This window comes from Paludisphaera soli (assembly GCF_011064595.1).
GTDB classification, from domain to species: Bacteria; Planctomycetota; Planctomycetia; order Isosphaerales; family Isosphaeraceae; genus Paludisphaera; species Paludisphaera soli.
Genome location: NZ_JAALJI010000010.1, coordinates 94,483 through 120,079, shown reverse-complemented (window position 1 = coordinate 120,079; position 25,597 = coordinate 94,483). Strand labels below are relative to the sequence as shown.

The following is a 25,597-nucleotide window of genomic DNA, read 5'->3' as shown; positions in this document are numbered from 1 at the left end:
ACTCCAAACCGAGGCGCCTGCATCCTTTCCATCCGCCGGATCAGCCTCGCGAACGCAATCCGAAAGGCCGGGACGGTGCCAGGAGCGGGCCGACCGTGTACAATCGTGGGGGTCGGCCGGCCCGATCTTCATGCCGCCGATGCGTGCTCTGCTCCGTTCGTGGTCGTGGCGAGGACGGATGATGATGAGGGAAAGATCAGTCGAGGAAGTCGCCCGCAGCCGTTCGTTCCCGCGGGCCGGCCGTCTCGCCCTGGCGGTCCTGGCCGCCTTCCTCGCGGACGGCGCGGGGGCCGGCGAAACCTCCCCCTCGGGGAAGACCGTGCGGTTCAACCGCGACGTCCGGCCCATCCTGTCAGATAAATGCTTCCAGTGCCACGGACCGGACGCCACCCAGCGCAAGGGGAAGCTCCGGCTCGACACCGCCCACGACGCCACGTCGCCGGCCGCCAGCGGCGACCCGGCCATCATCCCCGGCGACGCCGAGAACAGCGAACTGATCCTCCGCGCGACGACCGACGACGCCGACGCCAAGATGCCGCCGGCCAAGGTCGGCAAGCCGCTCACGCCCGAAGAGACGAAGATCCTGGAGACCTGGATCGCCGAAGGGGCCGAGTACGAGGGCCATTGGGCCTTCCTCCCCCCCGAGCGGCCCGAGACTCCGCAGGTCTCGCGGCCCGAGTGGGTCCGCAACCCGATCGACGCCTTCATTCTGCACCGGCTCGACGGGGAGGGACTCGCGCCGTCGCCCGAGGCCGACCGGCCCACCTTGATCCGGCGACTGAGCCTCGACCTGATCGGGCTGCCGCCGACGATCGCCGAGGTCGACGCGTTCCTCGCCGACGACCGCCCGGGGGCGTACGAGCGGCTCGTCGACCGACTGCTCGATTCGCCGCATTACGGCGAGCGCTGGGGCCGCGTCTGGCTCGACGCCGCGCGCTACGCCGACTCCGACGGGTACGAGAAGGACAAGCCCCGCTTCGTCCATTTCTACCGCGATTGGGTCGTCGGGGCGTTCAATCGCGACCTGCCGTACGACCGCTTCATCGTCGAGCAGCTCGCGGGCGACCTGCTGCCATCCCCCACGCAGGACCAGGTCGTCGCGACCGGCTTCCTGCGGAATTCGATGATCAACGAGGAGGGGGGCGTCGACCCCGAGCAGTTCCGGGTCGAGGCGATGTTCGATCGGATGGACGCCGTCGGCAAGGCCGTGCTCGGCCTGACGATCCAGTGCGCCCAGTGCCACACCCACAAGTACGACCCGATCACGCACGAGGACTACTACCGGATGTTCGCCTTCCTCAACAGCGTGGACGAGGCCGCCGTCGCGGTCTACACGCCCGAGGAGCTGCATCGCCGCGAGGAGATCCTCAAGGGGGTCGCCGCGATCGAGGAAGGCCTCCGCAAGGAAAATCCCGACTGGGCCGACCGGATGCGGTCCTGGGAAGAGTCGGTCCGCGATCCGGGCCCGAGCTGGAGCGTCGTGCGGACCGACGTCGACGCCAATAACGGCAGCGGCCAGAAGCATACGCTGCTGGAGGACGGCTCGCTGCTGGCCTCCGGCTACGCCCCGACCCTCCACACGGCTCAGTTCACCGCCTTGCAGCCCGTCGCGAGCGTCTCGGCCGTCCGGCTCGAACTCCTCAACGACCCCAGCCTGCCGCTCTCCGGGCCGGGCCGTTCGACCAAGGGCCTGCTCGCCCTCACCGAGTTCCACGTCGAGGCCGCCCCCGCCGACAAGCCGAACGAGCGGAAAGAGGTCGCGATCGCCTGGGCCACCGCCGACGTGAACCCGCCCGAAGCCGAGCTGGAGCCGATCTTCGACGATAAGAGCAAGCGTCGGCGCGTGACGGGCCCGATCGCCTTTGCGATCGACCGCAAGGATGAGACGGCCTGGGGGATCGACGCCGGGCCAGGCCGCCGCAATGTCCCTCGCAAGGCCGTGTTCACCTTCGACAAGCCCGTCTCATTCCCCTCGGGCGTGGTCCTGACCTTCAAGCTCACCCAGCGGCACGGGGGCTGGAACAGCGACGACAACCAGAACAACAACTTCGGCCGTTTCCGATTCTCGGTCGCCGAGGCGCCCGACGCCCAGGCCGACCCGATCCCGGTCGCCGTCCGCGAGGCCCTCGCGGTCGCTCCCGAGGCCCGCACGGCCGTACTGGCCGCCGCCGTCTTCGGCCACTTCCGCACGACAGTCCCCGAGTGGGCGGAGGCCAACGAGCGGATCGAGGCCCTCTGGAAGCAGCATCCCGAAGGGGCTTCGCAGCTCGTCCTTCGCGAGAGGCCCCGAGAGACCCATCGCCTGGAGCGCGGCGACTTCCTCAAGCCGGCCGAGCCCGTGCAGCCCGGATTCCCCGCCTTCCTGAACCCGCCGCCGACCTCCGAGGCCGCGCCGACGCGGCTGACCTTCGCCGAATGGCTCGTGGATCGCAAGGCGCCCACCACCGCCCGCGCGGCGGTGAATCGCGTCTGGCAGTCTTACTTCGGCACCGGGCTCACCTCGACGAGCGAGGACCTGGGCTCGCAGTGCGAGACCCCCTCGCACCCCGAGCTGCTGGACTGGCTGGCGGTCGAGTTCATGGATCGGGGCTGGAGCCTGAAGACGCTCCACCGCCTGATCGTCGAGTCCAACGCCTACCGGCAGGCCTCGCGGGCGACGCCCGAGCTGCTCGCCAAGGACCCGTTCAACCGCCTGCTGGCGCGGGGGGCCCGGGTCCGCGCCGACGCGGAAGTCGTGCGCGACGTGATGCTGGCGGCGGGGGGGCTGCTCGATCCCACGATCGGCGGCCCGAGCGTCAACCCGCCCGCGCCGGCCTTCCTGTTCCAGCCGCCGTCGAGCTACGGCCCGAAAGCCTGGCCCGAGTCCGCCGGCTCCGCCCGATATCGCCGGGCCCTCTACACGTTCCGCTACCGCTCGATCCCATATCCGATGCTCCAGGCGTTCGACGCGCCCAACGGCGATTTCGCCTGCGTCCGCCGGGCCCGGTCGAACACGCCGCTGCAGGCGCTCGCGCTGTTGAACGAGCCGATGGCCCTCGACGCGGCCCGGTCGCTGGCGACGCTGGTCCTCAAGGAAGGGGGCTCGACCGAGGCCGACCGGCTCGTCTACGCCTTCCGACGCTGCCTGGCGCGGAAGCCGACGGCGCAGGAGGTGGAGGTGCTGTCGACCTTGCTGCGCAAGCAGGCCGAACGGTTCGCGTCGGGCGAGGCCGACCCCGCCAAGCTCTCGGGCGTTGCGGGCGAGTCGGCCGCCGAGCACGCGAGCTGGACGGTCGTGGCTCGGGTGCTGCTGAACCTGGACGAGACGATCACCAAGGAATAAGCGGGAGGTCACTCATGAATTGCCAGGATCGTCTCCACCGGGGTCACGACCCGCTCGACGTCTCGCGAAGGTGGTTCCTCGGCCAGTGCGGCGTCGGCCTGGGCGCGATGGCCTTCCGCGAGCTGCTGGCGGCCGACGCCCGCGCGGGGTCGCCGACGGCCTCCGGGCCGATGGCCGTCAAGGCACCGCATTTCCCTCCCAAGGTGAAGCGCGTCATCTTCCTGTTCATGGCCGGCGGGCCGTCTCACCTGGAGATGTTTGACTCCAAGCCCCAGCTCGCGAAGTTCGACGGCACCCTGCCGCCGGCCGAGCTGCTCAAGGGCTACCGCGCCGCGTTCATCAACCCCGACGCTAAGCTGCTCGGCCCCAAGTTCGAGTTCGGCCGCCACGGCCAGTCGGGCACGGAGCTTTCCGAGCTGCTGCCGCACCTGGCCCGGGTCGTCGACGACGTGACGGTCGTCAAGGGGATGTCCACCGACGCGTTCAACCACGCCCCCGGCCAGATCATGATGAGCACCGGCTCGATGATCTTCGGCCGGCCGAGCCTCGGGGCCTGGACCTGCTACGGCCTGGGCTCGGAGGCGAACGACCTGCCGGGCTTCGTCGTCTTCAGCACCGGCAAGAAGGGCCCCAGCGGCGGCAACTCGAACTGGGGGAGCGGCTTCCTGCCGACCGTCTACCAGGGGGTCCAGTTCCGCACAGGGGGCGACCCGGTCCTCTACCTCTCCAACCCCGAAGGGGTCGACCGCCAGGTCCAGCGCGATTCGCTCGACGCCATCCACAGCCTCGACGCCCAGCGTCTGGAGGTGATGGGAGACCCCGAGATCGCCACCCGGATCAACTCGTACGAGACCGCCTTCCAGATGCAGATGTCGGCCCCGGACGTGATGGACCTCTCCAGGGAGCCCCAGCACGTCCTGGACATGTACGGCGTCGAGCCCGGCAAGGGGTCGTTCGCCGGCACCTGCCTCCTGGCCCGCCGCCTGCTGGAGCGCGGCGTCCGGTTCGTGGAGATCTTCCACGAGGCCTGGGACCAGCACGGCAACCTCACGGCCGACCTCAAGAACAACTGCGGCGAGACCGACCAGGCCTGCGCCGCGCTCGTCCAGGACCTGAAGCAGCGTGGGATGCTGGAGGACACGCTGGTCGTCTGGGGCGGCGAGTTCGGCCGAACGCCGATGGTGCAGGGGGGCTCGGACGGCCGCGACCATCACCCCAACGCCTTCACCATGTGGATGGCCGGGGGCGGATTGAAGCCGGGGATCAGCCACGGCGAGACCGATGACCTGGGCTTCAGCGTCGCGCGAGACAAGGTCCACGTCCACGACCTGAACGCGACCATCCTGCACCTGCTGGGCTTCGACCACACCAGGTTGAACTACCGCTTCCAGGGCCGCGACTTCCGGCTGACGGACGTCCACGGCCGGGTGGTCAACGAGATCCTGGCCTGACCGCCGCCGCGGCCGCTCGCTCTCGGACCTCCTTGGCCCTCGCCTCGCAGGCCCGGGCCTCGTCCGCCCGGCCGAGCTTGTCGAGCGCGGCGGCGCGGCCCTCCAGGGCGTCGGCCAGGTCGGGGGTGGGGGTCTCGGCGTACTCGTGGATGCGGATCGCCCGGCGGTAGTTCGCGTCGGCCTCCGCGTAGGAGCCCAGCTTCGTCTCCAGGTCGGCCAGCTCCTTGATCGTCAGCGCGAGGCGTGGGTCGGACAGGCTCACGTTCTTCTCTTCGATCGCGATCGCGCGAACGAGCAGGGGGAGGGCCTCGGCCTCCTTCCGCAGCGAGCGCTCGATCACGGCCAGGAGGTAATAGCTGTCGAACAGGGCGTCGTCGCGGGTCTTCGGATCCGCCTGGCGGGCCTCGACGACCCACTTCGCCAGCGGCTCCGCCTCGGCGAAGCGGCCCTGGGCGCAGAGGACCCGCGAGAGGTCGTGGTAGCTCCGCGTCAGGAGGCGGCCGTGCGCCTTCGGGTAGGGGCGGATCTTCTCGATCGCCTTGCCGAATCGGACCTCGGCGATCTCCAGGTCCCCCCGCGCGAAGGCGGACCAGGCCATGTTGTTGTAGTACGACCAGTCGCTGACCACCCCCGGCCTGGCGACCGGCTCGTCGGACCGCGAGCGGGCCGGGGCCGTCGAGAGGAGGGCCAGGACGACGGCTGCGACCCCGAAACGTGTGCTCATGACTCGGCCCCAGCATTCGCGCGTCGATCCCGACCGGCCCCGAACCGATTCTAGCCTTTCGGGGGCGTTGCGGGCTCGGAATTCCCGTCCCGGCGGGGCGGGGCCGGATCCTGGGTGGCCCTCGCCAGGGCCGCCAGGTCGATCTCGGTCGAGGGCCGGACGTCGGCCTTGAGCACGCGCTCCATCAACTTCAGGGCGTTGCGCGAGTCCCCCCCCTCGACGGCGGCTGTGCAGTCCTCGGGGATGATCAGGCCGTAGTCGCGCATGTAGGCGTCGTTGGCCGTGAAGAGGACGCAGATGTCGGTGGTCACGCCGGCGAGGATCAAGGTCTTCGTCCCCAGGTATTCGAGCAGCGTCCCCAGGGTCGTCGAGAAGAACCCGGAATGCTTGGGCTTGATGACGATGTAGTCCGACTCCTCGGGCGTGAGGCGGGCGACGAACTCCCGACCGGGCGCGTCCGGTTCCAGGCAGTGCTGGACGAGGGTCGAGAAGTCCGACCGCCATCGGCCGAAGTTGTCGTTCACGTAGATCACCGGGACGCCGGCCGCGCGGGCCCGGGCGGCCAGCTTCGCCAGCGGCCCGGCGATCGGGAGCGCCTGGGCGAGGAGCTTGTCGGCGTCGGGGAAGTCGAAGCCGTTGACGACGTCGATGAGCAGCAGCGCGCCGTCGGCCTTGTCGGGGGCGAAGCCGTGGAGGTCGGAATTCTTGTCGGCCATGGTCTGGTTCCTGGACCTGGAGAGGAGACCCGCCCGGGCGGGGCCGTGGCGGCGGGGAGGCATTGCGGCAAAGGCCGTGCCGCCCCATCATGGGACCTCCTTCCCCGCCAGGGGGCAACCGAAGCCGACCGGGACGTTTCCGATGCTGCAACGTCGATTGCGCCTGCTGCAGGCGGTCAGCCTGAATATGTCGATGATGGTGGGAGTGGGGCCCTTCATCACCATACCGGCCATCATCGCCACGATGGGCGGCCCCCAGGCGATGCTGGGCTGGATCCTCGGCGCGCTGGTGGCGCTCGCCGACGGCTTCGTCTGGTGCGAGCTGGCCTCGGCCTTCCCGGGCTCGGGGGGGACGTACCACTTCTTCGACGCCGCCTACGGCGACTCCCGGACCGGCCGGGCGCTCAAGTTCCTGTTCGTCTGGCAGTTCCTCTTCAGCGGGCCCCTGGAGATCGCGACCGGGGCGATCGGCCTGTCGCAGTACGCCGCGTTTTTCTTTCCCGTCCTGAAGGAGACGGCCTGGAACTGGGGGGCGATCGTCCCCGGGCTGGACTCGCCCGTGCCGTGGTTCAACCTCCTCGGCGTCGGCGTGATGGGGCTGGTGACGCTCCTCGCCTACCGTCGGATCGAGATGGCCGGCCGGCTGATGGTCGTCCTCTGGATCGGCATGCTCTGCACGGTCGGATGGGTGATCGCGACCGGGATCGCGAACTTCGACGCCGGGCTGGCCTTCACGTTCCCCGAGCACGCCTTCGACCTGAGCGCCGCCAACGCGACCGGCCTCGGCGCGGCGCTCGCCATCGCGATGTACGACTTCCTGGGCTACTACCAGATCTCCTACCTGGGCGACGAGGTCGAGAACCCCTCGCGGACGATCCCCCGCGCCATCTTGATCTCGGTGCTGGCCGTCGCGGCGATCTACCTGACGATGAACCTGAGCATCCTGGGGGTGCTCCCCTGGCAAGAGGCGATGAAGTCCACGCACGTCGCCAGCGACATGATGCAACGCGTGGTCGGCCCCCGCGCGGCGGGCTTCCTCACGCTTATGATCATCTGGACGGCGCTGGCCTCCACGTTCTCAGCCCTGCTCGGCTATAGCCGGGTGCCGTACGCCTCGGCGAAGGCCGGGCACTTCCCGCGCTTCTTCGCAGCGACGCACCCCAAGGGAGACTTCCCTCACCGTTCGCTCATGCTGATCGGCGGGCTGGGGATGCTGGCCTGCCTGGCCGACCTGGCGACGGTCATCATGGCGCTCTTGACCTCGCGGATCCTGATCCAGTTCGTCGGCCAGATCCTGACGGTCTTCTGGATCCGCCGCCGGCCCGAGGTCGTGGCCCGCCTGAGGTTCCGGATGCCGCTGTACCCGCTGCCGGCCGTCGCGGCGCTTTTGGGCTGGCTGTTCGTCTTCGGGACCTCGGAGTGGCACATCATCGCCTATGGCCTGGGGTCTCTGGCCTTGGGTATCGTCGTCTTCGTCGCCTGGGACGCGCTGCGAGCGGTCCCGGGCGGGCCGACGCCGCCGATCGAGGACTCGAACGAAGCGACCTGACAAGGACCCGAGATGCCGAGCGCCCCGCCCCCGACCGAGCCCATGAACGGACCGAGCCCGACCGGCCGCCCCGCCCCCCTCGCCGCCGCCCTGCGACGGCTCGCGACCTTGTGGGCGACGCCCGGCGTGGGGCGGGCGGGGCTGTGCAGCCCCGTGGTCGGGGTGGTCGCGGGCCTGGGGGCGGTGGCCTTCCTGAAGCTGCTTCACCTTATGTACGTCCACGTCCTGGGCGATCTCATGCATTTCTCGATGCCGCCGACGCCCGAGGGGGGGGCCGTCGGCGTCTCGTATCCTTGGCCCTGGTGGACGGTCGTCTTGATCCCCACGGTCGGCGGCCTGATCTCCGGGCTGCTCGTCTTCACACTCGCCCCCGAGGCGGAGGGGCACGGGACCGACGCGATGATCCGGGCCTTCCATCGCGGCGCCGGGATGATCCGGACCCGGGTGCCGTTCGTGAAGACGATCGCCTCGATCGTCACGATCGGGACCGGGGGCTCGGCGGGGCAGGAGGGGCCGATCGCCCAGATCGGCTCCGGGTTCGGCTCGTATCTGGCTCGTGTGCTGCGGCTCTCGACCGACGAGCGCCGGGTGTTGATGCTGGCCGGGGCGGCCGGGGGCGTCGGCGCGATCTTCCGGGCTCCGCTCGGGGGGGCCCTGTTCGCGGGCGAAGTCCTGTACGCCTCCACGGCCTTCGAGTCGGCCGCGCTCCTCCCTTGCCTGGCCAGCGCGATCGTCGCGTATTCGACGTTCGCCCTGTTCGTGACGCCCCATCCCGTCTTCGCCATGCCGCCGTTGACGTTCCAGGGGCTGGGCGACCTGCCCCTCTACGTCGGCCTGACGTTCCTCTGCACGGGCGTCGGCTGGCTGTACACCAGGACCTTCTACGGCCTCCGCGACCGCCTGTTCCATCCGATGCCGATCCCGAGAGCCCTCAAGCCGGCCGTGGGCGGGGCGCTGGTGGGGCTCCTGGCGCTGGCTTTCCCGCAGGTCATGGCGGGGGGATACGGCTGGGTCCAGTGGGGGGCGATCGGCGAGCCCGCCGCGTTGCTGGGCGAGGGCGAGACGGCGTTCGTCCCCAACATGTCGATGGGCCTGCTGCTGGCCGTCGCACTCTTGAAGATCGTGGCGACGGGTTTCACGATCAGCTCGGGCGGGAGCGGCGGCGTCTTCGGACCTTCGATGCTGATCGGCGGGATGCTCGGGGGGGCGTACGGCCAGTTCCTGCACTCCCTGGGGATCGGCGAGGCGACCGAGACCTCGGCGTTCGTCCTGGTCGGCATGGGGGGCTTCTTCGCCGGGGTCTCGAAGACGCCCCTGACCTCCATCGTAATGGTCAGCGAGATGACCGGGTCCTACAGCCTGCTCGTCCCCCTGATGCTGGCCTGCGGGCTGAACATGGCGATCTCCCGGCGCTGGACGATGTACGAGGAGCAGGTGGCCACGCCGATCGACAGCCCCGCCCATCAGGGCGACTTCGTGGTGGACGTGCTGTCCGGGATCAAGGTCGGTGAGGCGGGGGTGCGGACCGAGGGGATCCGGCCGATGCCCGCCGGGCTGCCGTTCGACCGGCTCCTGCAGGAGGTCGCGAGGTCGTCCGAGAGCCTCTTCCCCGTGATCGACGCCGACGGCCGGCTGACGGGCGTCTTCACGCTCCGGGACCTGCGGCTCGCCCTGTTGGGTTCGGACGCGTGGGGCCCGCTGGTCGTGGCCGACGACCTGGCCACCCGCCCGGTGTCGACCGTCACGGCCGACGACGACCTGCACACGGCCCTCCGGCGCATGACCGAGCTGAACATCGACGAGATCCCCGTCGTCGCGGCCGAGGCCCCCGACCGGCTCGTCGGGCTCCTGAGCCGTCGCAGGCTGACCGGCGCCTACACCGAGACGATCGAGTCGCTCCGCGAAGGCGGGCCCCGCGGGACGGCCGCGTGGGCCGCCCGCCCCGCCGAGGCCGACTTGCGTCGGGGACCGACGGGGGGTAAGATCTGAGATTCAAAATCCCGGGAAGCGAGTAACGGGACGGCCACGCAGTTGGAGTCGATCGAATGTCGTTGGACAAGAGTCTCAAGAAGGCGAGCGGGCTGACCCGTCAGCGGGGCGTCCTCACGCGCCCGGAACGTCTGGCCCTCCTCCAGGAAGATGAGAAGTGGACGCCGGCCGCCGGGGTGTACAACCTCCCCAAGACGAAGTCGCGCAAGCTGGCCCCCGGCCAGACCGGTCCGAAGCGGCCCGGCGTCAAGTAAGCCGGACCGACCCGTCGCGCCCGGCCGATCCCCGGCCCTGCGCCTCGCCGGACCTCTCCGAGCCGTTCGTTCGAGCGATCCCCGGCCTCCAGGTCGGGGATTTCGCTTTGTATCCACCTCCGCCTCCTCCCCCCGAGGTCCGCGTCCCCGATGGCCATGCCCGTCGTCCTAACGGTGTATTGCGCGCTCATCGTCGGCGTCAGCTTGCTGGGGGGATTGACGCCGCTGGCCCTGGTGCTGACCCACACGCGGCTCCAGGTCTACCTGAGCTTCTCCGCCGGAACCATGCTCGGCGCGGCGTTCTTCCACATGCTCCCCGAATCGGTCGAGATGGGAGGCCCCGGCACGGTCCAGTGGACCGCCATGGGCCTGCTGGCGCTCTTCTTCCTGGAACGGTTCTTCTCGTTCCACCAGCATGAATCCACCGAGGCCGAGGCCCACCAGCATCACGACCACGATCACGCCCCCGGCCACCATCGCGGCGGTCGGAAGGAGGCCGGCGGCCATCCCCTATCCTGGGGTACGGCCGCGTTCGGCCTGGCGGTGCATTCGCTGGTCGGCGGCGTCGCACTCGCCAGCGCGGTCGCGGCCGACTATGCCGAGCAGGGGAGGGTCGGCGGTATGGCCTGGGGGGTCTTCCTCGCGACCGTCCTGCACAAGCCGGCCGACGCGATGACGATCGTCTCGCTGATGATCCGCGCCGGCGTGTCGGTCCGCCCGGCCCATCTCGTGAACCTGGGCTTCGCGCTGATGATCCCCCTCGGAGCGGCCTGCTTCTTCATCGGGGTCGATCGGCTCGCGCCTCATCAGGCCGAATCCTTGACGGCGATCGCCCTGGCTTTCTCCGCGGGCACGTTCCTCTGCATCTCGTTGAGCGACCTCCTCCCCGAGCTGCAATTCCACTCCCATGATCGCATGAAGCTCTCGCTCGCCCTTTTGGCCGGCTTCCTGCTCATGGCCGGCACTTCCACCATCGAGTTCCTCGACACGGCCCCCTGACGAGCATCCCGGCCGTCACGATCGCTCAAGCCGGCCCGGCCCCCCGCCGATCCCATCAGATGTGGGTACTCGAACCAATCCCCCATCCTGCTCGGAGCGGCCTCCCATGATCCATCACGACGCCGGGCGGGCGGGGGCCTTGCGGATCCTCGTGCTCCCGCTCCTCGGCCTGCTGGCGGCCTCGCCGGGCTGCGGAGGCCGTCGGACCCGAACACCTCGCCCTCCCATCGCGGAGGGTACCACCATCGGGCGTGATCTCCGTGCCACCCCGGCCGGGTCGGTCCTGCCGGCGACCTCGCTCGGCGTCGACCTGGTCGACGGGTCGCCGCCGTCGATCTCCCGATCGGAGCCTCACGCGCCCCGCGACCTGGAGATTGCACCCGTCAGCCTTTCGCTGGATGGATCCAAACAGGAATCGGAAAATTAACGAAGGCTCATCTTTCCTCCAGGCGGGGGGGATTTGGAAGTCTTCCGATGCAGCAGGTTTGCGACGATCGCGCGGGATCCTCTCCGGATAATCGTTGCAGCCGGTCGAGTCGGGAGCCGATTCCTAAGCTTGGACTTCACCCGCTAGCTTGTCTGCGGGTGGACCTTGAGTTGGCTGGGTGCGGAGGGGGCCGGGGAACGATGATCCATCGTCGAGCCGTGAAGACGCCGATCCGGTTCGCGGCCGGCCTCTGGATTTGCGTCTTCTCGACTGTCTCCAACTCGCAAGCCCAGGAAGTCCCCCTGGCCGAGGCGGTGGGGGAAGCCCCCTCGATCCCGTCGCCATCCCTGCCCGAGGCTTCCACTCCATCGGTCGAGGCTGGGCCGACGGCTCGCGAGGCGGCGCTGGAGGTTCGGGTCCGTCAGCTGGAAGCGATGGTCGAGCGGCTGTCTAACCAGATGCAGGGCGGTGTGGGCTCGCCGGTCGGTTCAAACGTCGGGACCTCGGGAGGTGCGTCGACCGACCGCTCTTCCCCGGGAGCGACCCCACCCCCGGGCGTCAGCAGCGAGCCGGGCACCGCGGCCCCCGACTCGGGCGTGCCCGCAACGGTGGAAGCCCCGTCGGCCCCCGGCGGCGCCTCGGCCCCAGGCCAATCGCTCCCTCCCAACCCGCCACCGAACTCGCGGTTCAACATCCCGGCGACGCTCGAGAGCAAGAAGGTCACCGCCAAGTTCGGGCCGGGATTCGAACTGAGGAGCGACGACGACGAGTACATCTTCCAGTTCCACAACCTGACGCAGTTCGAGTACCGGGGTTACGAGCAAGGCGGCCACCTGACCCAGCGCGACAGCTTCCTGCTCCCCCGACAGTGGTTCATGTTCAGCGGGCGGATCACCAAGCCGGTCGGCTACTTCCTCTCGTTCGCCCACGGGTTCGACGCGATCAACACGCTGGACGTGTTCCTGGACTTCGACTTCGATCCGCGGATGCGAGTGCGCGCCGGTCGGATGAAGACGCCGTTCACCTACGAGTTCATGGTCGACCCGATCCAGGGCCTGATCCAGCCCGAGCGTTCGGTGTTCTTCAACAACTTCGGCCAGAACCGCGACCTCGGCGTGATGGGGTTCGGGCGGCTCTTCAACAAGACGTTCGACTACGCCGCCGGCATCTACAACGGGGCCCGCAACGGCTACGTCGCCAACCTCGATTCCAAATTCGTGAGCGCGTTCATCAACTGGAAGCCGTTCGTCAACGACGAGGGGTCGGTCCTCGAGAACTTCAACATCGGCGGCTCGGTGTTCGGCGGGACGAACGACAACCTGCCCGCCCCGCTGATCCTGAGGACGATCGTCCCCATCGCCGGCAACTCGGTGGCCGGCGTGCCGTTCCTGGCCTTCAGCCCGAACGTCCGCGAGGTCGGCCCGATGACCTTTTGGGACCTGCACGCGGCCTGGTTCTACCGCCAACTGGCGGTGATCGGCGAGTGGGCGGGGGGCTTTCAGGACTACGCCCTCGCCAATCGCCCGGCCTACCGGACGCACCTCCCGGTCGATTCGTTCTACCTCCAGGCCGGCTACATGCTGACGGGAGAGACCCGTAGCGGCCTGGGGATCGTCAAGCCGCTCCGGCCGCTCAACCTGAAGGCGGGCGAGTTCGGGCTCGGCGCCTGGGAGCTGACGGCCCGCTATCAGCAGATGGAGATCGGCCGGGAAGTCTTCACCAACGGACTGTCGGACCCGAACCTCTGGACTCGCAGCCTGTTCATCACCGACCTCGGCTTCAACTGGCACATCAACCAGTACCTGAAGTTCATGTTCACCTGGGAGCATTCCGAGTTCGGCCAGCCGGTCTTCTCCAACGTCGGCCAGTGGAGCAAGACCAACGACCTGTTCCTGGCCCGGATGCAGCTCTTCTTCTGACCCGAGCGATCCCTCGCCGGCGAGCCGACGCTTGCCAGGAGCGGGCGCGGGCCTCTACTCTGGGGGTAGCGACATGCCGTCGCATCACCCCGGGGAGGACGACCGTGGACGTTCGATCGACGTGGCGAACTGGATGGTTCTCGACCCTCGCCATGCTCCTAGCGGCGACGGCCGCGACCGCCCGCGGCGACGACCGGGCGGCGGATCTGCTGGAGCGGCTCGGCCGCCTGCGGGCGCCGGACGGGGCGGTCCTCGATGCCGCCCCGCAGCCCGGCGGGGCGACGGTCCTGATCTTCTACTCGACGGAATGCCCGATCGCCAACGCCGTCAACCCGACCCTCAACGCCCTCTACAACGAGTTCCCGCCCCCGAAGGTCCGTTGGATCGGCGTCTGCGTCGACCCCGACCTGAGCGACGCCGACCTCGCGGCCCACGCAAAGGAATACGACCTCAAGCTCGCGATCAGCGCCGACCGGCGCGGTCGGCTCGCCAGGGCGATCGGCGCGACGGTCACGCCCGAGGCGTTCGTGGTCGACGACCGGGGGCGGGTCCGCTACCAAGGTCGGATCGACGACCAGTTCGCGGGCCGGGGCGTCCGCAACGCCAACCCCGGCCAGGGCGATCTCAAGCCGGCGCTGGCCGCAGTCCTCGCGGGCGAGGAAGTGAAGGCGCCTTTCCAGAAGGCGGTGGGTTGCCCGCTGCCCGAGCCTTCGGCCCCTCCGACGTATGCGAAGGACGTCGCGCCGGTGCTCCAGAACAATTGCCGCGAATGCCATCGCAAGGGTCAGCTCGGCCCGTTCGCGCTCGACACCTATGAACAGGCTCGCAAGCGGGCCGGCGACCTCGCCGCGGTCGCCGAGGAACGGACCATGCCCCCCTGGAAGGCCGCGCCGGGCGTCGGGCCGAAGTTCCGCCACGATCGCTCCCTGTCGTCGACGGACGTAGAGACCCTCGTCGCCTGGGCCGAGGCCGGGGCCCCCGAGGGGGACCCGAAGGATCTCCCCGCCCCCCGGGACTTCCCCGAGGAATGGTCGATGGAAGGGGGGCCGGACCTGGTGCTCGACATCGGCACGGACTTCGCCATCCCCGAGTCGGGCGACGACCTCTATCGCTGTTTCGTCCTCGCCACCGCCCTGCCGGAAGACGTCTACATCGCCGGGGTGGAGTACAGGCCGGGGAACCCTCGGGTGGTCCACCACGTCTTGGGCTACGTCGACGACTCGGGGGAGGCCCGGAAGAAAGACGCGGCCGAGGCGGGGCCCGGCTACACCTGCTTCTCCGGGCCGTCGGTCGAGGTCCGGGGCGACCTGGGAGGCTGGGCCCCCGGGGCCGCGCCGAGCATCCTTGCCGACGGCGTCGGCCGCTCGCTGCCGAGGAAGGCCGACGTGGTCGTTCAGGTCCATTACCACCCTTCCGGCAAGCCGGAGGTCGATCGCACCCGCATCGGCCTGAAGTTGGCGCGCAAGCCGGTGAAGCAAACCCTCCACTGGAACGGCGCGTTCAACTTCGACCTGGACCTGTCCCCCGGCGAGTCGAACATCGAGGTCCGCGCCGAGTGGACCGTGCCCGTGGACGTCGAGGCCTGGGCGGTCGCCCCGCACATGCACCGGCTCGGCAAGGACATGGCCATGTCCGTGACCTTCCCCGACGGTCGGAGCCGCGACCTGATCCGCATCGACGACTGGGACTTCAACTGGCAGTCCCAGTACTACTTCAAGGAGCCGATCGACCTCCCTAAGGGTTCGATCGTGCGGGCCGTGGCGCATTTCGACAACTCGGCGTCCAACCCCCGCAATCCCAACCGCGACGCCCCGCGGCGCGTGCGATGGGGCGAGGCGACCACCGACGAGATGTGCATCGGCTTCATCGCCGTCACGAAGAAGGGCCAGGACCTGACCCTCCCGGGCGAGAAGGACGACCTCCGCGAGATCTTCGCCGATCAGCGGGATCGCCGGAAGAAATGAACGCCGCGCCCCGACGACGGCGGTCGTCGGGGCGGGCTTCTCCTACGCGTCAATTCAGGTCGGGTTCGAGCGGGCCGGCGAGTTCTTCGTGGTAGAAGAGGCGGCCGGGCAGGGTGGGCATGAAGGAGCTGGGGACCCAGGGGTCGGGGCCGTAGCGGAGCGTCATCCAGAGGCTGGCGCCCTGCCACTGCATGCCCCGGCCGAAGACCCCCTCGGCCCCGCCGATGATCCGCTCGGCCTGGAGGAACAGGCCGGGGCCGATCGTGTTGGCGAAGGCCGGGACGAGCGTCGTCCGGCTCTTGAAGCTGGTGATGGCGTTCTGCTCGATCGTCAGCGGATGCAGCCGCGCGCCGAGGCGGTGGGTCGCGGCCTTCCAGTCCTCGACCAAGGCGTACTCGGCTGCGAAATGGGGCTCCCAGAAGGCGATGTGGCAGACTCGGCCGATGCCGAACACCACCGTCAACTCCGCCCCCTTGGCCTTCAGATCGGCGATGCGATCGGCGTACTGCGGCAGCCGATCGGGCGTCGCGAAGAAGCGCTGCGAGGCGGGCACGGTCGACGCGCCGAGCGGCCCGTAGAAGGCGTGCTCCATGGCGTACTGGAAGGCCCCCGGGTGGTCCGACGGCAGGGTCGTCCCGTCCTTATCGCTCCATTCGTCCATGTTGAAGCCGTGGACGTGTTCGCACGAGACCTTCCACTCCTTGAGGAAGTACACGGCCCAGCGATACATGCCCATCGGCCCGACCGGCAGGATGAACGCGGCGGGCTTCCCCCGGTCGCGCGCGTCCTTGATCGTGGAGGCGATCTCGTGGCCCATCATGACGTCGAAGTCGGCCACGTCGGCGCACGGGAGGGCTTCGAAGCGGGGGTTCCACCAGGGCTGGCGGTCGGCGATCGTCGCGGCGGGCTGGGAGCAGCAGGCGTCGATCTTCGCGAGGTCCCATCCGGCCGGGAGGAATCCCTCCATCATCGAGCCGGAGTACGTCGTCAGCAGGTTCATGGGGCTGTCGCCTCGGATGGGGGGATGCGGGTCGGACGGCGTCGTTCGTCCGACCGAGGGGATGGACGGTGCGGGCCGAGTTCAGTCGACGAGGAGGACGACCTTGCCCGCCAGGGAGCCGGCGCCCCCCAGGGTGTTGGATTCGAGGAAGCGGTGGGCCTCGGCCGCGTCCTCGAGCGCGAACTCGTGGCCGACCAGGGCCTTGAGCCGGCCCTCCTCGATCCAACGCACCATTTCGGCCCCGGCCGGGCGCTGCTCCTCGGCCGTGGCGTTGAACATGGCGAAGCCCAGGAGCGAGCCGTCACGGGGGTAGAACGAGCCCAGGGGGAGTATCGGCCTGGCGGATCGGCCGGCGATGAGGATCATCCGCCCGCGCTTGCGCAGCAGGGGGATGTTCGTCTCCAGGTCGGGCTCGCGCTGGGTCTCGTACCAGACGTCGATCCCCTCGGGAGCGAACTCGCGGAGCCGGGCCGGGACGTCGTCGGCCTTGTAATCCAGCGCCAGGTCGGCGCCGAGCCGGCGGCACAGTTCGACCCGCTCCGGGCTGCCGGCGGAAGTGGCGACGCGGGCGCCGACGGCCTTGGCCATCTGCACGACCATCGACCCCACGCCCCCCGCGCCGCCGGGGACGTAGACGGACTCGCCCGCGCGCAAGCCGCCGCGATGGAAGAGGCCCAGGTGGGCCGTGATCCCCACCAGCGCCATGGCGGCGGCGTCGACGTCGGGGAGCAAAGCCGGCGTGGGGTAAAGCCATTCCTGGTCGATCGCGGCGAACTCGGCCGCGACCCCTTGCCGACCCAGGAGCCCCTGATTCGACCCCCAGACGCGATCGCCGACCTGGACGCCGGTCGCCCCGGGGCCGAGCTTCTCGACGACCCCCGCGAAGTCGCTGGCGATGACGTAGGGGAAGGCCATCGGCATCGCCACCTGGCCCGACCGGAGGTACAGGTCGATCGGGTTGATCGCCACGGCGCGGATCCGCACGAGGGCCTGGCCGGGCCCGGGCTCGGGCGTCGGCAACTCGCCGACCCGGATCGCCTCGGGGGGCCCGTTCTGTTCGATGAAAGCCGCGCGCATGACCCGTCGTCCCCCGTCGCCCTCGCGAACCTTGCCCCGAGCGAGGCCCTCATGATAACGGCGTGGCGAGCCCGGTTGAATCCCTTGCCCGCCCCGGGGCGACGCGGCGGGCGGCCCGTCTTGCGGCGGCCGGCCCGCGTGTCGCATGATGTCGGGGAGGCTTTCCCCAACGGGCCCGTCCCTCCTTCGCCGGAACCGTCGCCATGAGCGTCCCCACCGAGAAGTCCGAGGCATCGATCGCCCTCCCCGGCACCCCGCCCGCGACGACCGTCCCCCCGTCGCCGGTGCTGGACCCGAGGGTCCGGGAGCACGTCGGGGGGCTGGCGAGCGAGGTCGGGGGGGACGAGTCGATCGACCGCCGGCTCGCCGAGATCGAGATGCTCGGCGAGGAGGCCGCCGCCGGATGGAAGCCCGACGCCCACCCCCCGATCGCGCCCGAGGTCCGCTTCCTGCACGTCTCGCGGACGATCCACCAGCTCGTCACCGACCGCAACCGATCGGTGGGGATCTTCCTGGCGGTGGCCTCGATCCTGGTGGCGGCGGCGACCGGGCTCTTGAACGTCAAGGCCGAGGTCGCGCCGATCATCCCCCTGCGGGCGATCCAGTACTGGTGCCTCCCGACGACGTTCCTGACGCTCGCGGTCCTGGCCGTCTTCATCAGCTTCCTGCTGATCCGCGCCCGCATCGGCCTGATCTACGAGGTGACCAAGCTCAACGCGCTCCTGGGGCTTCACACCAAGCGCGTCGAGCGGGTGAATCCGCTCTCGATCTTCTACATCATGCACCTGCTGGTCGTCGTGCTGGGGGGAGGCTCGGCCGGCCTCGCGGCGGGGATGCTGGCGTACGGACTCTTCGCGGGGGGACCGGCCCCGGCCCTTCCCCCGGGCGCGCCCGAGAGGCTCAATCCGGGGGAGGGGGGCCCCGAGGTCGCCGTGCCCCTGGGCGTCGGGATCGGCGTCGCCCTCTTCTACATCGTCGGCCTGCTCGGCCTCTATTACGCGACCGTGCTCCGGAACACGACCGACGCGAAGATGACCTCCGCGCGGTCCTGACCGGGGCGTCCAGGGAACACGCCCGACCTATGCAAGAACGTCCACGCATCTGCGTCTTCTGCGGCTCCTCGTTCGGCAAGTCTCCTGCGTTTCGCGAGAACGCGGTCCGGATCGGCGAGGCCCTGGCGCGCCGCAAGGTCGGGCTAGTCTACGGGGGCGGCCGAGTCGGCCTGATGGGCGTCGTCGCGGACGCGACGCTCGCGAACGGCGGCGAGGTCGTCGGCGTCATCCCCGAGGTCCTCTCGTCCGCCGAGATCGCGCACCACGGGCTCACCGAACTCCACGTCGTCGCCGGCATGCACGAGCGCAAGGCGCTCATGGCCGAGAGGTCCTCGGCGTTCCTCACCCTGCCCGGAGGCATCGGGACCTACGAGGAATTCTTCGAGATTTTGAGCTGGGCCGGCCTGGGCATCCACCGCAAACCGATCGGCCTGCTGAACGTCGAGGGCTACTTCGACCCGCTGCTCGCCCTCCTTGAATTCGGGGCCGACGCCGGCTTCATCCGCCGCCGCTTCCTCGACCCGCTCTTGGTGTCGGAAGACCCCGAGAACCTGGTAGGCGACCTGCTCTCCTACACGCCCCTCGCCGCCCCGACTCCCGAGGTCTCGCTCGACGAATCCTGAGCCGATCGCCCGCCCCTTGACCTCGACCGCCGCAGGCTCGAAAATTTAGACGGCGTCCTAAATATCTCTCCGGGGTTCGACGAAAAGACGGTCGGGTGGGCGATGAACGAGGTCTTCAAGGCGCTGTCCGACCCGACGCGGCGGAAGATCCTCCAGCTCCTCGGACGCGGGGAGCTGACCGCGGGGGAGTTGGCGACGCACTTCGACATGTCGAAGCCCTCGATGTCGCACCATTTCGCGGTGCTGAGGGACGCCGACCTGGTCACCAGCCGCCGCGAGGGTCAGCTGATCTACTACGCCCTCAATACGACGGTCCTCCAGGACGTGATGGCGCGGATCTGGGACCTGTTCGGCGGGCCGGGCGAGAAGGGAGGGGGGCGATGACGCGGGCTTACTGGTTCGTCGCGATCGGGCTCACGGCCGGCCTCTGGGGCCTGTCGGCCTGGTGCTACCCGGGCCTGCCCGACTCGATCCCGACGCACTGGAACATCCACGGCCAGGTCGACGGCCACGGCGGCAAGGCGACGATCTTCCTGATGCCGGCCGTCACGACGGGGCTGCTCGTCCTCTTCGCGATGCTGCCCACGCTCTCCCCGGCGAAGTTCGAGGTCGATTCCTTCCGCTCGACCTACCTGTTCATCCTGGCCGCGATCGTCGGCCTGCTCGCCTACATCCAGGTCGTGATCCTGCTGACGACGTACCAGGAGATCGGCGGCGGCCCGCGTCGGGTGGACATGGGCCGGGCCTTGCTGGCCGGGATGTTCGTCTTCTTCGGGCTGATGGGGAACGTGATGGGGAAGGTGCGCAAGAACTTCTACATCGGAATCCGCGTCCCCTGGACGCTCTCCAGCGACCGGGTCTGGAACGACACCCACCGCCTGGCGGCCTGGCTGATGGTCGCCGGGTCGGTGGTGGGCCTGGCCGTGGTCGCGAGCGGGGCCCCGCTGGCGATCGCCTTCGGGGTGCTCATGGCCACGGTGTTCGTGCCGGTCGTCTACTCGTTCTTCCACTACAAGGCCCTGGAGCGGCGCGGCGCCCTCTGAGGGACGAGCGAACTCATTCGCCCGCATCGATCCAGCGGGCGAGGTCCGCCTCCGCGACGGGGCCGTCGTCGAAGCGGAGCATCCCCGCAGCGTCAACTTTGCCGTAGGCGGCCTCCGGCCAGTCGCGGGCGAACTTCGGCCCGGGCCGGACGATCCGCAGGGGCGCCGGGGCGGCCAGCGAAGCGGCGGCGCGGAGCCCGCCGAACTGCTGGACGCCCGGCAGGTCGACCTGGGCCGGCAGCGGACCGGCCCCATCCTCGTCGTCCCCGCCGTCGAGGTCGACGACCGTCCTCGCGAGCGGGCCGAGTCGCGGCCGGGCCAGCAACGCCTGGCGGCCGGCGAGGCCCGAGGCGAAGAGCGAAACCTCGCGGACGTCGGGTTGCGATCGGGCCCAGGCGACGACCGTCGCCAGGTCCTGCATCTGATCGGCGGCGACCGTCGGGTTGTAGGTCGGGCCGTGGACGACCTCGGGGCGATGCGCGATCGGGCGATCCGCGTCGATCGACTCGCCCACGAAGAGCGGGTCGAAGCCGACGACGGTCTGCCCGCGTTCGAGGAGCGCCCGGGCCAGTTCCGACAGCTCGCCCGAAGGGGAGACGAGCCCCGCCTTGCCCCGGTCGTCGGCGATCACGGTCGTGCGGCCGTTCGCCCGCGCGGGGACGATCCGGACGACCGGGACCGCGTCCCCCTCGCCACGCCGGCCGATTCGATGGTGGACGATGGAGAGGCCCTCGCGGGCGACCTGGCGGACCACGCTCGCGGTGATCGCCTCGGAGGTCGGGACCGTGAGCCCGACGCGGACCTCATGGATCGACTCCAGATACCGTCGCGAGGCGTCCCAGTCGGCAGCCTCGTTCGTCGGGGAGAGGCTCGCCAGGCCATGCTCCATCGAGCGGATCAGGTCGTCTTCGAGCTGAGCGGGGGACCTGAGGTCGGCGGGCGCCGGATGCTCGGCGTCGAAGGCCAGGAGCGTGTCGGCGGTCTCGGGGGCCTGCTCGCCCTCGCGGGTGGCGGCGGAATCCTCCAACCCCAGCAACCAGCGGCCCATGAAGGCGTAGACCGAGTTCCGGCTGGTCTGGTTGTAGTTGTGAGGGAAGTCGTGGACGACCGCCTCAAGCCGGTCGGGCGAGCCGATCAGCGAGTAGGCGCCGCGGATCGCCGGGAAGGATCGCGTCAGGGTGTTCGCGGTCCAGTCGCCCGTCGCTCCAACCAGGATCATCGGCCGGGGGGCGGCCAGGGCGGCGAACTCGACGTTGTCGGTCCCAAGGCGGAGGCCCGCGGCGTTCTCGCAGACGCAGCCCCCCTGGAATCCCTCGGAGACCATGACGACGGGTGCCGAGACCTTGATGCGTTCGTCGAGCGCCGCGAGGATGAACGTCTGGGTCCCGCCGCCCGACTCCCCGGTGCAGCCGATCCGCGCCGGGTCGACGTCCGGGAGCGTGGAGATCCAGTCGAGAGCCCGGATGCTGTTCCAGGTCTGGAGGGTGAACAGGCTCAGGCCCCATCGCTTCAGGCGGTCGTTGAGGAAGGCGTGGCCGAACGGCTTGGAGTCGTTGTAGCCGACCATGTCGTACATGAAGACGACCGCGCCGAGCTTGGCCCAGCGGATGCAGCGGTGCTGGACGTCCTCGCTCATCCGGCCGACGTCCCAGTGCCCGTGGGGGCAGAGGATCGCCGGGAGCTTGGCCGTCGACTCGCGCATCGGTCGGTACAGGTTGCCGCTCAGCGTGAAGCCGGGGAGGGTTTCGAGGACGACCTTCTCGATCGTGTAGCCGTCGCGCTCGATCCGCCCGTAGACCCTGGGGTTCAGGGGCGTCTTCGTGGGCAGGGGGCGGAGCCCGAGCGCGACCCACATCTGGTCGCGGAGGTGCGCCGCGCGGTCGCGCCAGGCGGCGGCCGTCGCGGGGGCGTGGAAGTCGGCCCCTTCGCGGTTGGTGCGGACCTGTCCCCGGCGCCGGTCGGGACTGGGAGCGGCCGAGTCGACGACCCCGCGCGCGACGTCCAGCAGCCTCGCCGGGTCGCCGGTCGCTTCGGGATCGAGGACCAGGAGCGCCGGGGCGGGTGGGGGCGGGGGCGTCTCGCCCTCCTTGACCTTGGGCGGTTCGTCGGCCGTCCTCACGACGAGCTTGATCGAGCCGGCCTCCGAGCCCTTGACCGGGCCGAGGTCGAGCCAGCGCGGGGTCGGCTGCCCGGGGGCGGCGGCGGATCGCAAGGTGAGGACGTCGCCCTCGCGGGTCGCGCTCCAGTCGCGGTTCGCGGGCCCCCACAGGCGAAGCGTGCGCGTCTCGTCCGGGCCGAGCGGGACGCCGTCCGCCAGGGCGGGGAGGTCGGCGGGCGTGTAGATCATCGCGGACGCTCCGGGGGGCGGTTCGGCGGCGACCAAGGGAGAGCCGGCGGCGATTGCCAGGACGGCCAGGGCTCGCGACGCGAGCACGAGAGCGAGACGCTTCATGGGTGACGACTCCGCGCGGGTGGGGCCGCCGGGCCGTCGACCGACGCCCGGGCAAGCCCCCATGGTAGCGGGCCCGACGTCCGACTCAAGAGACTGCGGCGCGGACCGGCCGCTTCAGGCGGAGGGCTCCAGGCCGAGGACCTTGACCGACTTCACGAGGTCGTCGATGCCGATCGGCGTCCGCGCGGGGAAGCGGCAGTAGGTCGGGTAGGGGTCGGTGCCGTCGATGATGAGCGTTCGGCGGTTGGCCTGGCGGAAGCCCTCGTCGCAGGGCTGGTGGCCGGTGACGAACAGGTCGGCGTCGACCATCGCGGCGAAGCGGTCGGCGGTCTCGTCGGAGGTGTCGCGGCCCCAGGTCATGGCGTAGACGGCCCCCCGGCGCTTCATCGCCTCGGGGGGCCAGGAGTCGGCGTCGAGGACGCTCAGGTCCAGGCCGTCGAGCCAGTCGCCGTCGGGCAGGGTGTGGCAGATGAACACGCGGTTGGGCGTCCGGACGGCGAGCGGCAGATCGGCGAAGAGCTTCAGGTAAGCGTCGTAGATCGCGTCGGACGCCTCGCCGTAGCTGCGCAGGACGCCCTCGCGGAACCGCTCGTTCAGGGTGCGGCCGTCCTTGCCGATGACGCGGCCGGTCAGCTCGGAAAGCTCGTGGTTGCCCAGGACGACGTGCACGCGGTCCGGGTACTGGCACTTCAGGGCGCAGACCAGATCCACGAGCCGGTGCGACAGGTCGGGACGGTCGTCGTTGTGCCGGTTGATCTCGTGGACGAGCTCCTGGAGCACCAGGTGCCGCTGCGGGTTCTGGTCGAGCGCGGCCTCGGCCAGCACCCACTTGAACGCCCGCATGTTGCCGTGGAGGTCCCCCACGACCATGACCTCGTCGGCGAAGGCGCGCACCACCGAGCCGACGCGGCCGGGCGTGCGCCGCATCAGGTCGGCGGCCTTGTGGACGAGGGCGAGGATCTTGCGGGGGTCGGGCATGGGTTCAGGCGCCGTCGGGTCGTCGTGGGGGGCTCACCATTCCGACTCCACCGCGAACTCCCAGTGCAGGAAGAGGTCTTCCAGCTTCTGCTTCAGCTCGAGGTGGCGGTCCTGGACGCGGACCGCCGTGGCGGGGTCGCGCCAGGTGGCCGGCTGGCCGAGCTGATCCTCGACCTCGGCGACCTCGGCCTCGACCCGGGCGATCTCCTGCTCCAGGTCGACCGCGGGGCGGTGCGCGAACTTCTTCTTGCTCGACTTGTTGGTCTTCTCGGGGGCGCGGGGGGCGGCCTTCGGGGCGGCGGCGGCCGCGCGGGCCTTCGCCTTCTCGGCCTCCTCCTTGTCCTTGTGCATCAGGAGCTGGTAGGTCTCATAATCGCCCTCGATCACGCGGACCTTGCCGTCGGCGACCACCAGGATGCGGTCGGCCACGCTGTTGAGGAAGTAGCGGTCGTGGCTGACCACGAGGACCGTCCCCTCGAACTCGCGGATTGAGCGTTCGAGCGACTCGCACGACCAGATGTCCAGGTGGTTCGTGGGCTCGTCCATGACCAGCAGGTTGGCGCCGGTGGCGCAGAGCCGGGCGAGGGCGGCCTTGGCCTTCTCGCCGCCGGACAGCTTCCCGACCTTGCGGAACGCCTGATCGCCGGTCAGGCCGAACCGGGCGAGGAGCGAGCGGACGTCGCCCTCGACCCACTCCGCGTCGTCCTCGGGCCAGACGGCGCGGACGACGGTCGTGTCGTAGTCGAGCGACTGGAGCCCCTGGTCGTGGTAGCCGATCTGGACGCGGTGGCCCAGCTTCACCTGGCCCGAATCGGGCTGCTCGCGGCCGATCAGGGTCTTGAGGAGCGTGGTCTTGCCCGCGCCGTTGGGGCCGAGGACGCCCACGCACTGGCCGCGCAGGACGCTGAAGTCCAGGTCCTTGAAGAGGGGCTTGTCGAACGCCTTGGCGAGCTTGCGGGCCTCGATGACGATGTCGCCCGAGCGATCGACCTCCTCGAAGCCCATGGGGGGGCCGACGATCTCGCGGAAGGTCTCGACCTTCTCGGCCTGGAGCTTGTCGAGCTTCCGCTCGCGGTCGTGGGCCTGCTTGGCGCGCTGGCCCGCCCCGTACTTGCGGATGTAGGCCTCGAGCTTCTCGGTCTTCTCCTCGAACCGCTCGGCCTGGCGTTCGAGGACCTTGGCCCGCTCGCCCCGGAGCCGCCAGTACTGCGTGTAGTTGCCGGGGTAGGCCGCGAGGCTCCCCTCGTGCAGCTCCCAGATCTTGGTGACGACCTTGTCGAGGAAGTAGCGGTCGTGGCTGACGACGATCATGGCGACGGGCTGGCGGGAGAGGTAGTTCTCCAGCCACTCGGTCGTCTCGATGTCCAGGTGGTTCGACGGCTCGTCCAGGAGCATCAGGTCGGGGCTCTCCAGGAGCAGCTTGGCGAGCATGAGCCGCGACTGCTGGCCGCCGGAGAACGTGGACGCCTCGCGGTGGAAGTCGGACGTGGGGAATCCCAGCCCCGAGAGGATCTCCTCCACGCGGTAGTCGACGTCGTAGGCGTCCTGGTGGACGATCCGCTCGTGGAGCTGGTCGTAGCGGCGGCCGGCCCGCTCGCGATCGGCGTCGTCCTCGGCCTCGGCCATCTCCTGCGCGGCCTCCTCCAGCTCGCGCTGGAGGTCCAGGAGCGAGCCCAGTCCGGAGCGGGCGACGTCCATCAGGGTCTGCCCCGGGGCGAAGTCGGGCTGCTGGCGCAGCAGGCTGACGCGGACGCCGGAGCGGACGTAGATCTGGCCGTATTCGGGCTGCTCCGTGCCGTCGAGCAGCTTCATCAGCGTGGTCTTGCCCGCGCCGTTGGGCCCGACCAGGCCGATGCGCTCGCCCGCCCGGACCTCGAAGGCGAGGTCGGTGAAGATCGGGTCGCCGGCGTACTGTCGTCCCAGGCCCTGGGCGGAGATCAAGATCATGGCTTCGATCGCGTGGGGGGAGGGCCGAGCGGCCTCGGGGGAAGGTCGCCGGCGGGCCGTCGCCCGGGGCGGCGTCGGGCCGGTCGCCCGCCGAAACGTTCCGGCGCCGCG

The 25,597-nt window shown here is 70.0% G+C and carries 19 protein-coding genes; 12 read left to right on the top strand and 7 right to left on the bottom strand.

Annotated elements, in window-relative coordinates; translation table 11 throughout:
* Positions 1 to 184 precede the first annotated feature (184 nt).
* The gene (locus G6O68_RS14875; protein WP_165249103.1) at positions 185 to 3,322 is read left to right on the top strand and encodes a PSD1 and planctomycete cytochrome C domain-containing protein; all 3,138 of its coding nucleotides are present in this window, start codon (positions 185 to 187) and stop codon (positions 3,320 to 3,322) included.
* Positions 3,323 to 3,336: 14 nt separating this feature from the next.
* Entirely contained in the window at positions 3,337 to 4,773 is a 1,437-nt protein-coding gene (locus G6O68_RS14870) for a DUF1501 domain-containing protein (RefSeq protein ID WP_165249101.1), read from the top strand.
* On the opposite strand, the gene G6O68_RS14865 is transcribed toward G6O68_RS14870, so the two are convergent.
* Positions 4,754 to 5,497 (bottom strand): tetratricopeptide repeat protein, encoded by a 744-nt coding sequence (locus G6O68_RS14865; RefSeq protein WP_165249099.1) that lies wholly within the window; start codon positions 5,495 to 5,497, stop codon positions 4,754 to 4,756. The two genes, G6O68_RS14870 and G6O68_RS14865, sit on opposite strands and share 20 nt — an antisense overlap.
* A 50-nt stretch (positions 5,498 to 5,547) precedes the next feature.
* Complete coding sequence (locus G6O68_RS14860) at positions 5,548 to 6,213, bottom strand: cysteine hydrolase family protein (RefSeq protein WP_165249097.1); 666 nt, start codon at positions 6,211 to 6,213, stop codon at positions 5,548 to 5,550.
* 142 nt (positions 6,214 to 6,355) lie between these two features.
* Between G6O68_RS14860 and G6O68_RS14855 the strand changes: the two genes are divergently transcribed.
* The 6 genes from G6O68_RS14855 to G6O68_RS14830 all read left to right on the top strand — a co-directional run bounded on the left by G6O68_RS14855 (position 6,356) and on the right by G6O68_RS14830 (position 15,314).
* Positions 6,356 to 7,762 carry an APC family permease gene (locus G6O68_RS14855; protein ID WP_165249095.1) on the top strand — a complete coding sequence of 469 codons (1,407 nt, stop codon included), beginning with the start codon at positions 6,356 to 6,358 and terminating at the stop codon, positions 7,760 to 7,762.
* A gap of 42 nt (positions 7,763 to 7,804) precedes the next feature.
* Positions 7,805 to 9,751, top strand: a complete 1,947-nt coding sequence (locus G6O68_RS14850) for a chloride channel protein (protein WP_165249259.1) — start codon at positions 7,805 to 7,807, stop codon at positions 9,749 to 9,751.
* Positions 9,752 to 9,807: 56 nt separating this feature from the next.
* Positions 9,808 to 10,005, top strand: a complete 198-nt coding sequence (locus G6O68_RS14845; RefSeq protein ID WP_165249093.1) for a small basic protein — start codon at positions 9,808 to 9,810, stop codon at positions 10,003 to 10,005.
* A 150-nt stretch (positions 10,006 to 10,155) separates the two neighbouring features.
* Positions 10,156 to 11,004 carry a ZIP family metal transporter gene (locus G6O68_RS14840; protein WP_240911219.1) on the top strand — a complete coding sequence of 283 codons (849 nt, stop codon included), beginning with the start codon at positions 10,156 to 10,158 and terminating at the stop codon, positions 11,002 to 11,004.
* Between the two features lie 627 nt (positions 11,005 to 11,631).
* Positions 11,632 to 13,350 carry an OprO/OprP family phosphate-selective porin gene (locus G6O68_RS14835; protein WP_165249091.1) on the top strand — a complete coding sequence of 573 codons (1,719 nt, stop codon included), beginning with the start codon at positions 11,632 to 11,634 and terminating at the stop codon, positions 13,348 to 13,350.
* Positions 13,351 to 13,454: 104 nt separating this feature from the next.
* The gene (locus G6O68_RS14830; protein ID WP_240911217.1) at positions 13,455 to 15,314 is read left to right on the top strand and encodes a redoxin domain-containing protein; all 1,860 of its coding nucleotides are present in this window, start codon (positions 13,455 to 13,457) and stop codon (positions 15,312 to 15,314) included.
* Positions 15,315 to 15,363: 49 nt separating this feature from the next.
* Here the strand turns inward: G6O68_RS14830 and G6O68_RS14825 are convergent, their stop codons facing one another.
* A complete protein-coding gene (locus G6O68_RS14825) occupies positions 15,364 to 16,314 on the bottom strand; it encodes a glucosamine-6-phosphate isomerase (protein WP_165249089.1) in 951 nt (316 codons plus the stop codon).
* 81 nt (positions 16,315 to 16,395) lie between these two features.
* A complete protein-coding gene (locus G6O68_RS14820; protein ID WP_165249087.1) occupies positions 16,396 to 17,391 on the bottom strand; it encodes an NADPH:quinone reductase in 996 nt (331 codons plus the stop codon).
* Positions 17,392 to 17,594: 203 nt separating this feature from the next.
* Between G6O68_RS14820 and G6O68_RS14815 the strand changes: the two genes are divergently transcribed.
* The 4 genes from G6O68_RS14815 (at position 17,595) to G6O68_RS14800 (ending at position 20,109) form a co-directional block, all read left to right on the top strand.
* Positions 17,595 to 18,443, top strand: a complete 849-nt coding sequence (locus tag G6O68_RS14815) for a hypothetical protein (protein ID WP_165249085.1) — start codon at positions 17,595 to 17,597, stop codon at positions 18,441 to 18,443.
* 29 nt (positions 18,444 to 18,472) lie between these two features.
* The gene (locus G6O68_RS14810) at positions 18,473 to 19,066 is read left to right on the top strand and encodes an LOG family protein (protein WP_165249083.1); all 594 of its coding nucleotides are present in this window, start codon (positions 18,473 to 18,475) and stop codon (positions 19,064 to 19,066) included.
* A 102-nt stretch (positions 19,067 to 19,168) separates the two neighbouring features.
* A complete protein-coding gene (locus tag G6O68_RS14805; protein ID WP_165249081.1) occupies positions 19,169 to 19,450 on the top strand; it encodes an autorepressor SdpR family transcription factor in 282 nt (93 codons plus the stop codon).
* Positions 19,447 to 20,109 (top strand): SdpI family protein, encoded by a 663-nt coding sequence (locus tag G6O68_RS14800; protein ID WP_165249079.1) that lies wholly within the window; start codon positions 19,447 to 19,449, stop codon positions 20,107 to 20,109. Before G6O68_RS14805 ends, G6O68_RS14800 begins: the two co-directional genes overlap by 4 nt.
* A 13-nt stretch (positions 20,110 to 20,122) precedes the next feature.
* Here G6O68_RS14800 and G6O68_RS14795 read toward each other — a convergent pair whose 3' ends face one another.
* From G6O68_RS14795 to G6O68_RS14785, 3 genes are all read right to left on the bottom strand, one after another.
* Positions 20,123 to 22,561, bottom strand: coding sequence for an alpha/beta hydrolase (locus tag G6O68_RS14795; RefSeq protein WP_165249077.1), 2,439 nt, complete (start codon positions 22,559 to 22,561; stop codon positions 20,123 to 20,125).
* 114 nt (positions 22,562 to 22,675) lie between these two features.
* Positions 22,676 to 23,539: a metallophosphoesterase gene (locus G6O68_RS14790; RefSeq protein ID WP_165249075.1), complete on the bottom strand. Its 864-nt coding sequence runs from the start codon at positions 23,537 to 23,539 to the stop codon at positions 22,676 to 22,678.
* Between the two features lie 33 nt (positions 23,540 to 23,572).
* Positions 23,573 to 25,486 carry an ABC-F family ATP-binding cassette domain-containing protein gene (locus G6O68_RS14785; protein WP_165249073.1) on the bottom strand — a complete coding sequence of 638 codons (1,914 nt, stop codon included), beginning with the start codon at positions 25,484 to 25,486 and terminating at the stop codon, positions 23,573 to 23,575.
* Between the last annotated feature and the right edge of the window lie 111 nt (positions 25,487 to 25,597).

Bases quoted from the DNA above. Each gene is read 5' to 3' on its own strand.
- G6O68_RS14860 (WP_165249097.1), bottom strand. From the start codon at position 6,213: ATGGCCGACAAGAATTCCGACCTCCACGGCTTCGCCCCCGACAAGGCC.
- G6O68_RS14795 (WP_165249077.1), bottom strand. From the start codon at position 22,561: ATGAAGCGTCTCGCTCTCGTGCTCGCGTCGCGAGCCCTGGCCGTCCTG.
- G6O68_RS14825 (WP_165249089.1), bottom strand. From the start codon at position 16,314: ATGAACCTGCTGACGACGTACTCCGGCTCGATGATGGAGGGATTCCTC.
- G6O68_RS14805 (WP_165249081.1), top strand. From the start codon at position 19,169: ATGAACGAGGTCTTCAAGGCGCTGTCCGACCCGACGCGGCGGAAGATC.
- G6O68_RS14865 (WP_165249099.1), bottom strand. From the start codon at position 5,497: ATGAGCACACGTTTCGGGGTCGCAGCCGTCGTCCTGGCCCTCCTCTCG.
- G6O68_RS14785 (WP_165249073.1), bottom strand. From the start codon at position 25,486: ATGATCTTGATCTCCGCCCAGGGCCTGGGACGACAGTACGCCGGCGAC.
- G6O68_RS14815 (WP_165249085.1), top strand. From the start codon at position 17,595: ATGAGCGTCCCCACCGAGAAGTCCGAGGCATCGATCGCCCTCCCCGGC.
- G6O68_RS14845 (WP_165249093.1), top strand. From the start codon at position 9,808: ATGTCGTTGGACAAGAGTCTCAAGAAGGCGAGCGGGCTGACCCGTCAG.
- G6O68_RS14870 (WP_165249101.1), top strand. From the start codon at position 3,337: ATGAATTGCCAGGATCGTCTCCACCGGGGTCACGACCCGCTCGACGTC.
- G6O68_RS14835 (WP_165249091.1), top strand. From the start codon at position 11,632: ATGATCCATCGTCGAGCCGTGAAGACGCCGATCCGGTTCGCGGCCGGC.
- G6O68_RS14840 (WP_240911219.1), top strand. From the start codon at position 10,156: ATGGCCATGCCCGTCGTCCTAACGGTGTATTGCGCGCTCATCGTCGGC.
- G6O68_RS14800 (WP_165249079.1), top strand. From the start codon at position 19,447: ATGACGCGGGCTTACTGGTTCGTCGCGATCGGGCTCACGGCCGGCCTC.
- G6O68_RS14810 (WP_165249083.1), top strand. From the start codon at position 18,473: ATGCAAGAACGTCCACGCATCTGCGTCTTCTGCGGCTCCTCGTTCGGC.
- G6O68_RS14790 (WP_165249075.1), bottom strand. From the start codon at position 23,539: ATGCCCGACCCCCGCAAGATCCTCGCCCTCGTCCACAAGGCCGCCGAC.
- G6O68_RS14875 (WP_165249103.1), top strand. From the start codon at position 185: ATGAGGGAAAGATCAGTCGAGGAAGTCGCCCGCAGCCGTTCGTTCCCG.
- G6O68_RS14820 (WP_165249087.1), bottom strand. From the start codon at position 17,391: ATGCGCGCGGCTTTCATCGAACAGAACGGGCCCCCCGAGGCGATCCGG.
- G6O68_RS14855 (WP_165249095.1), top strand. From the start codon at position 6,356: ATGCTGCAACGTCGATTGCGCCTGCTGCAGGCGGTCAGCCTGAATATG.
- G6O68_RS14850 (WP_165249259.1), top strand. From the start codon at position 7,805: ATGAACGGACCGAGCCCGACCGGCCGCCCCGCCCCCCTCGCCGCCGCC.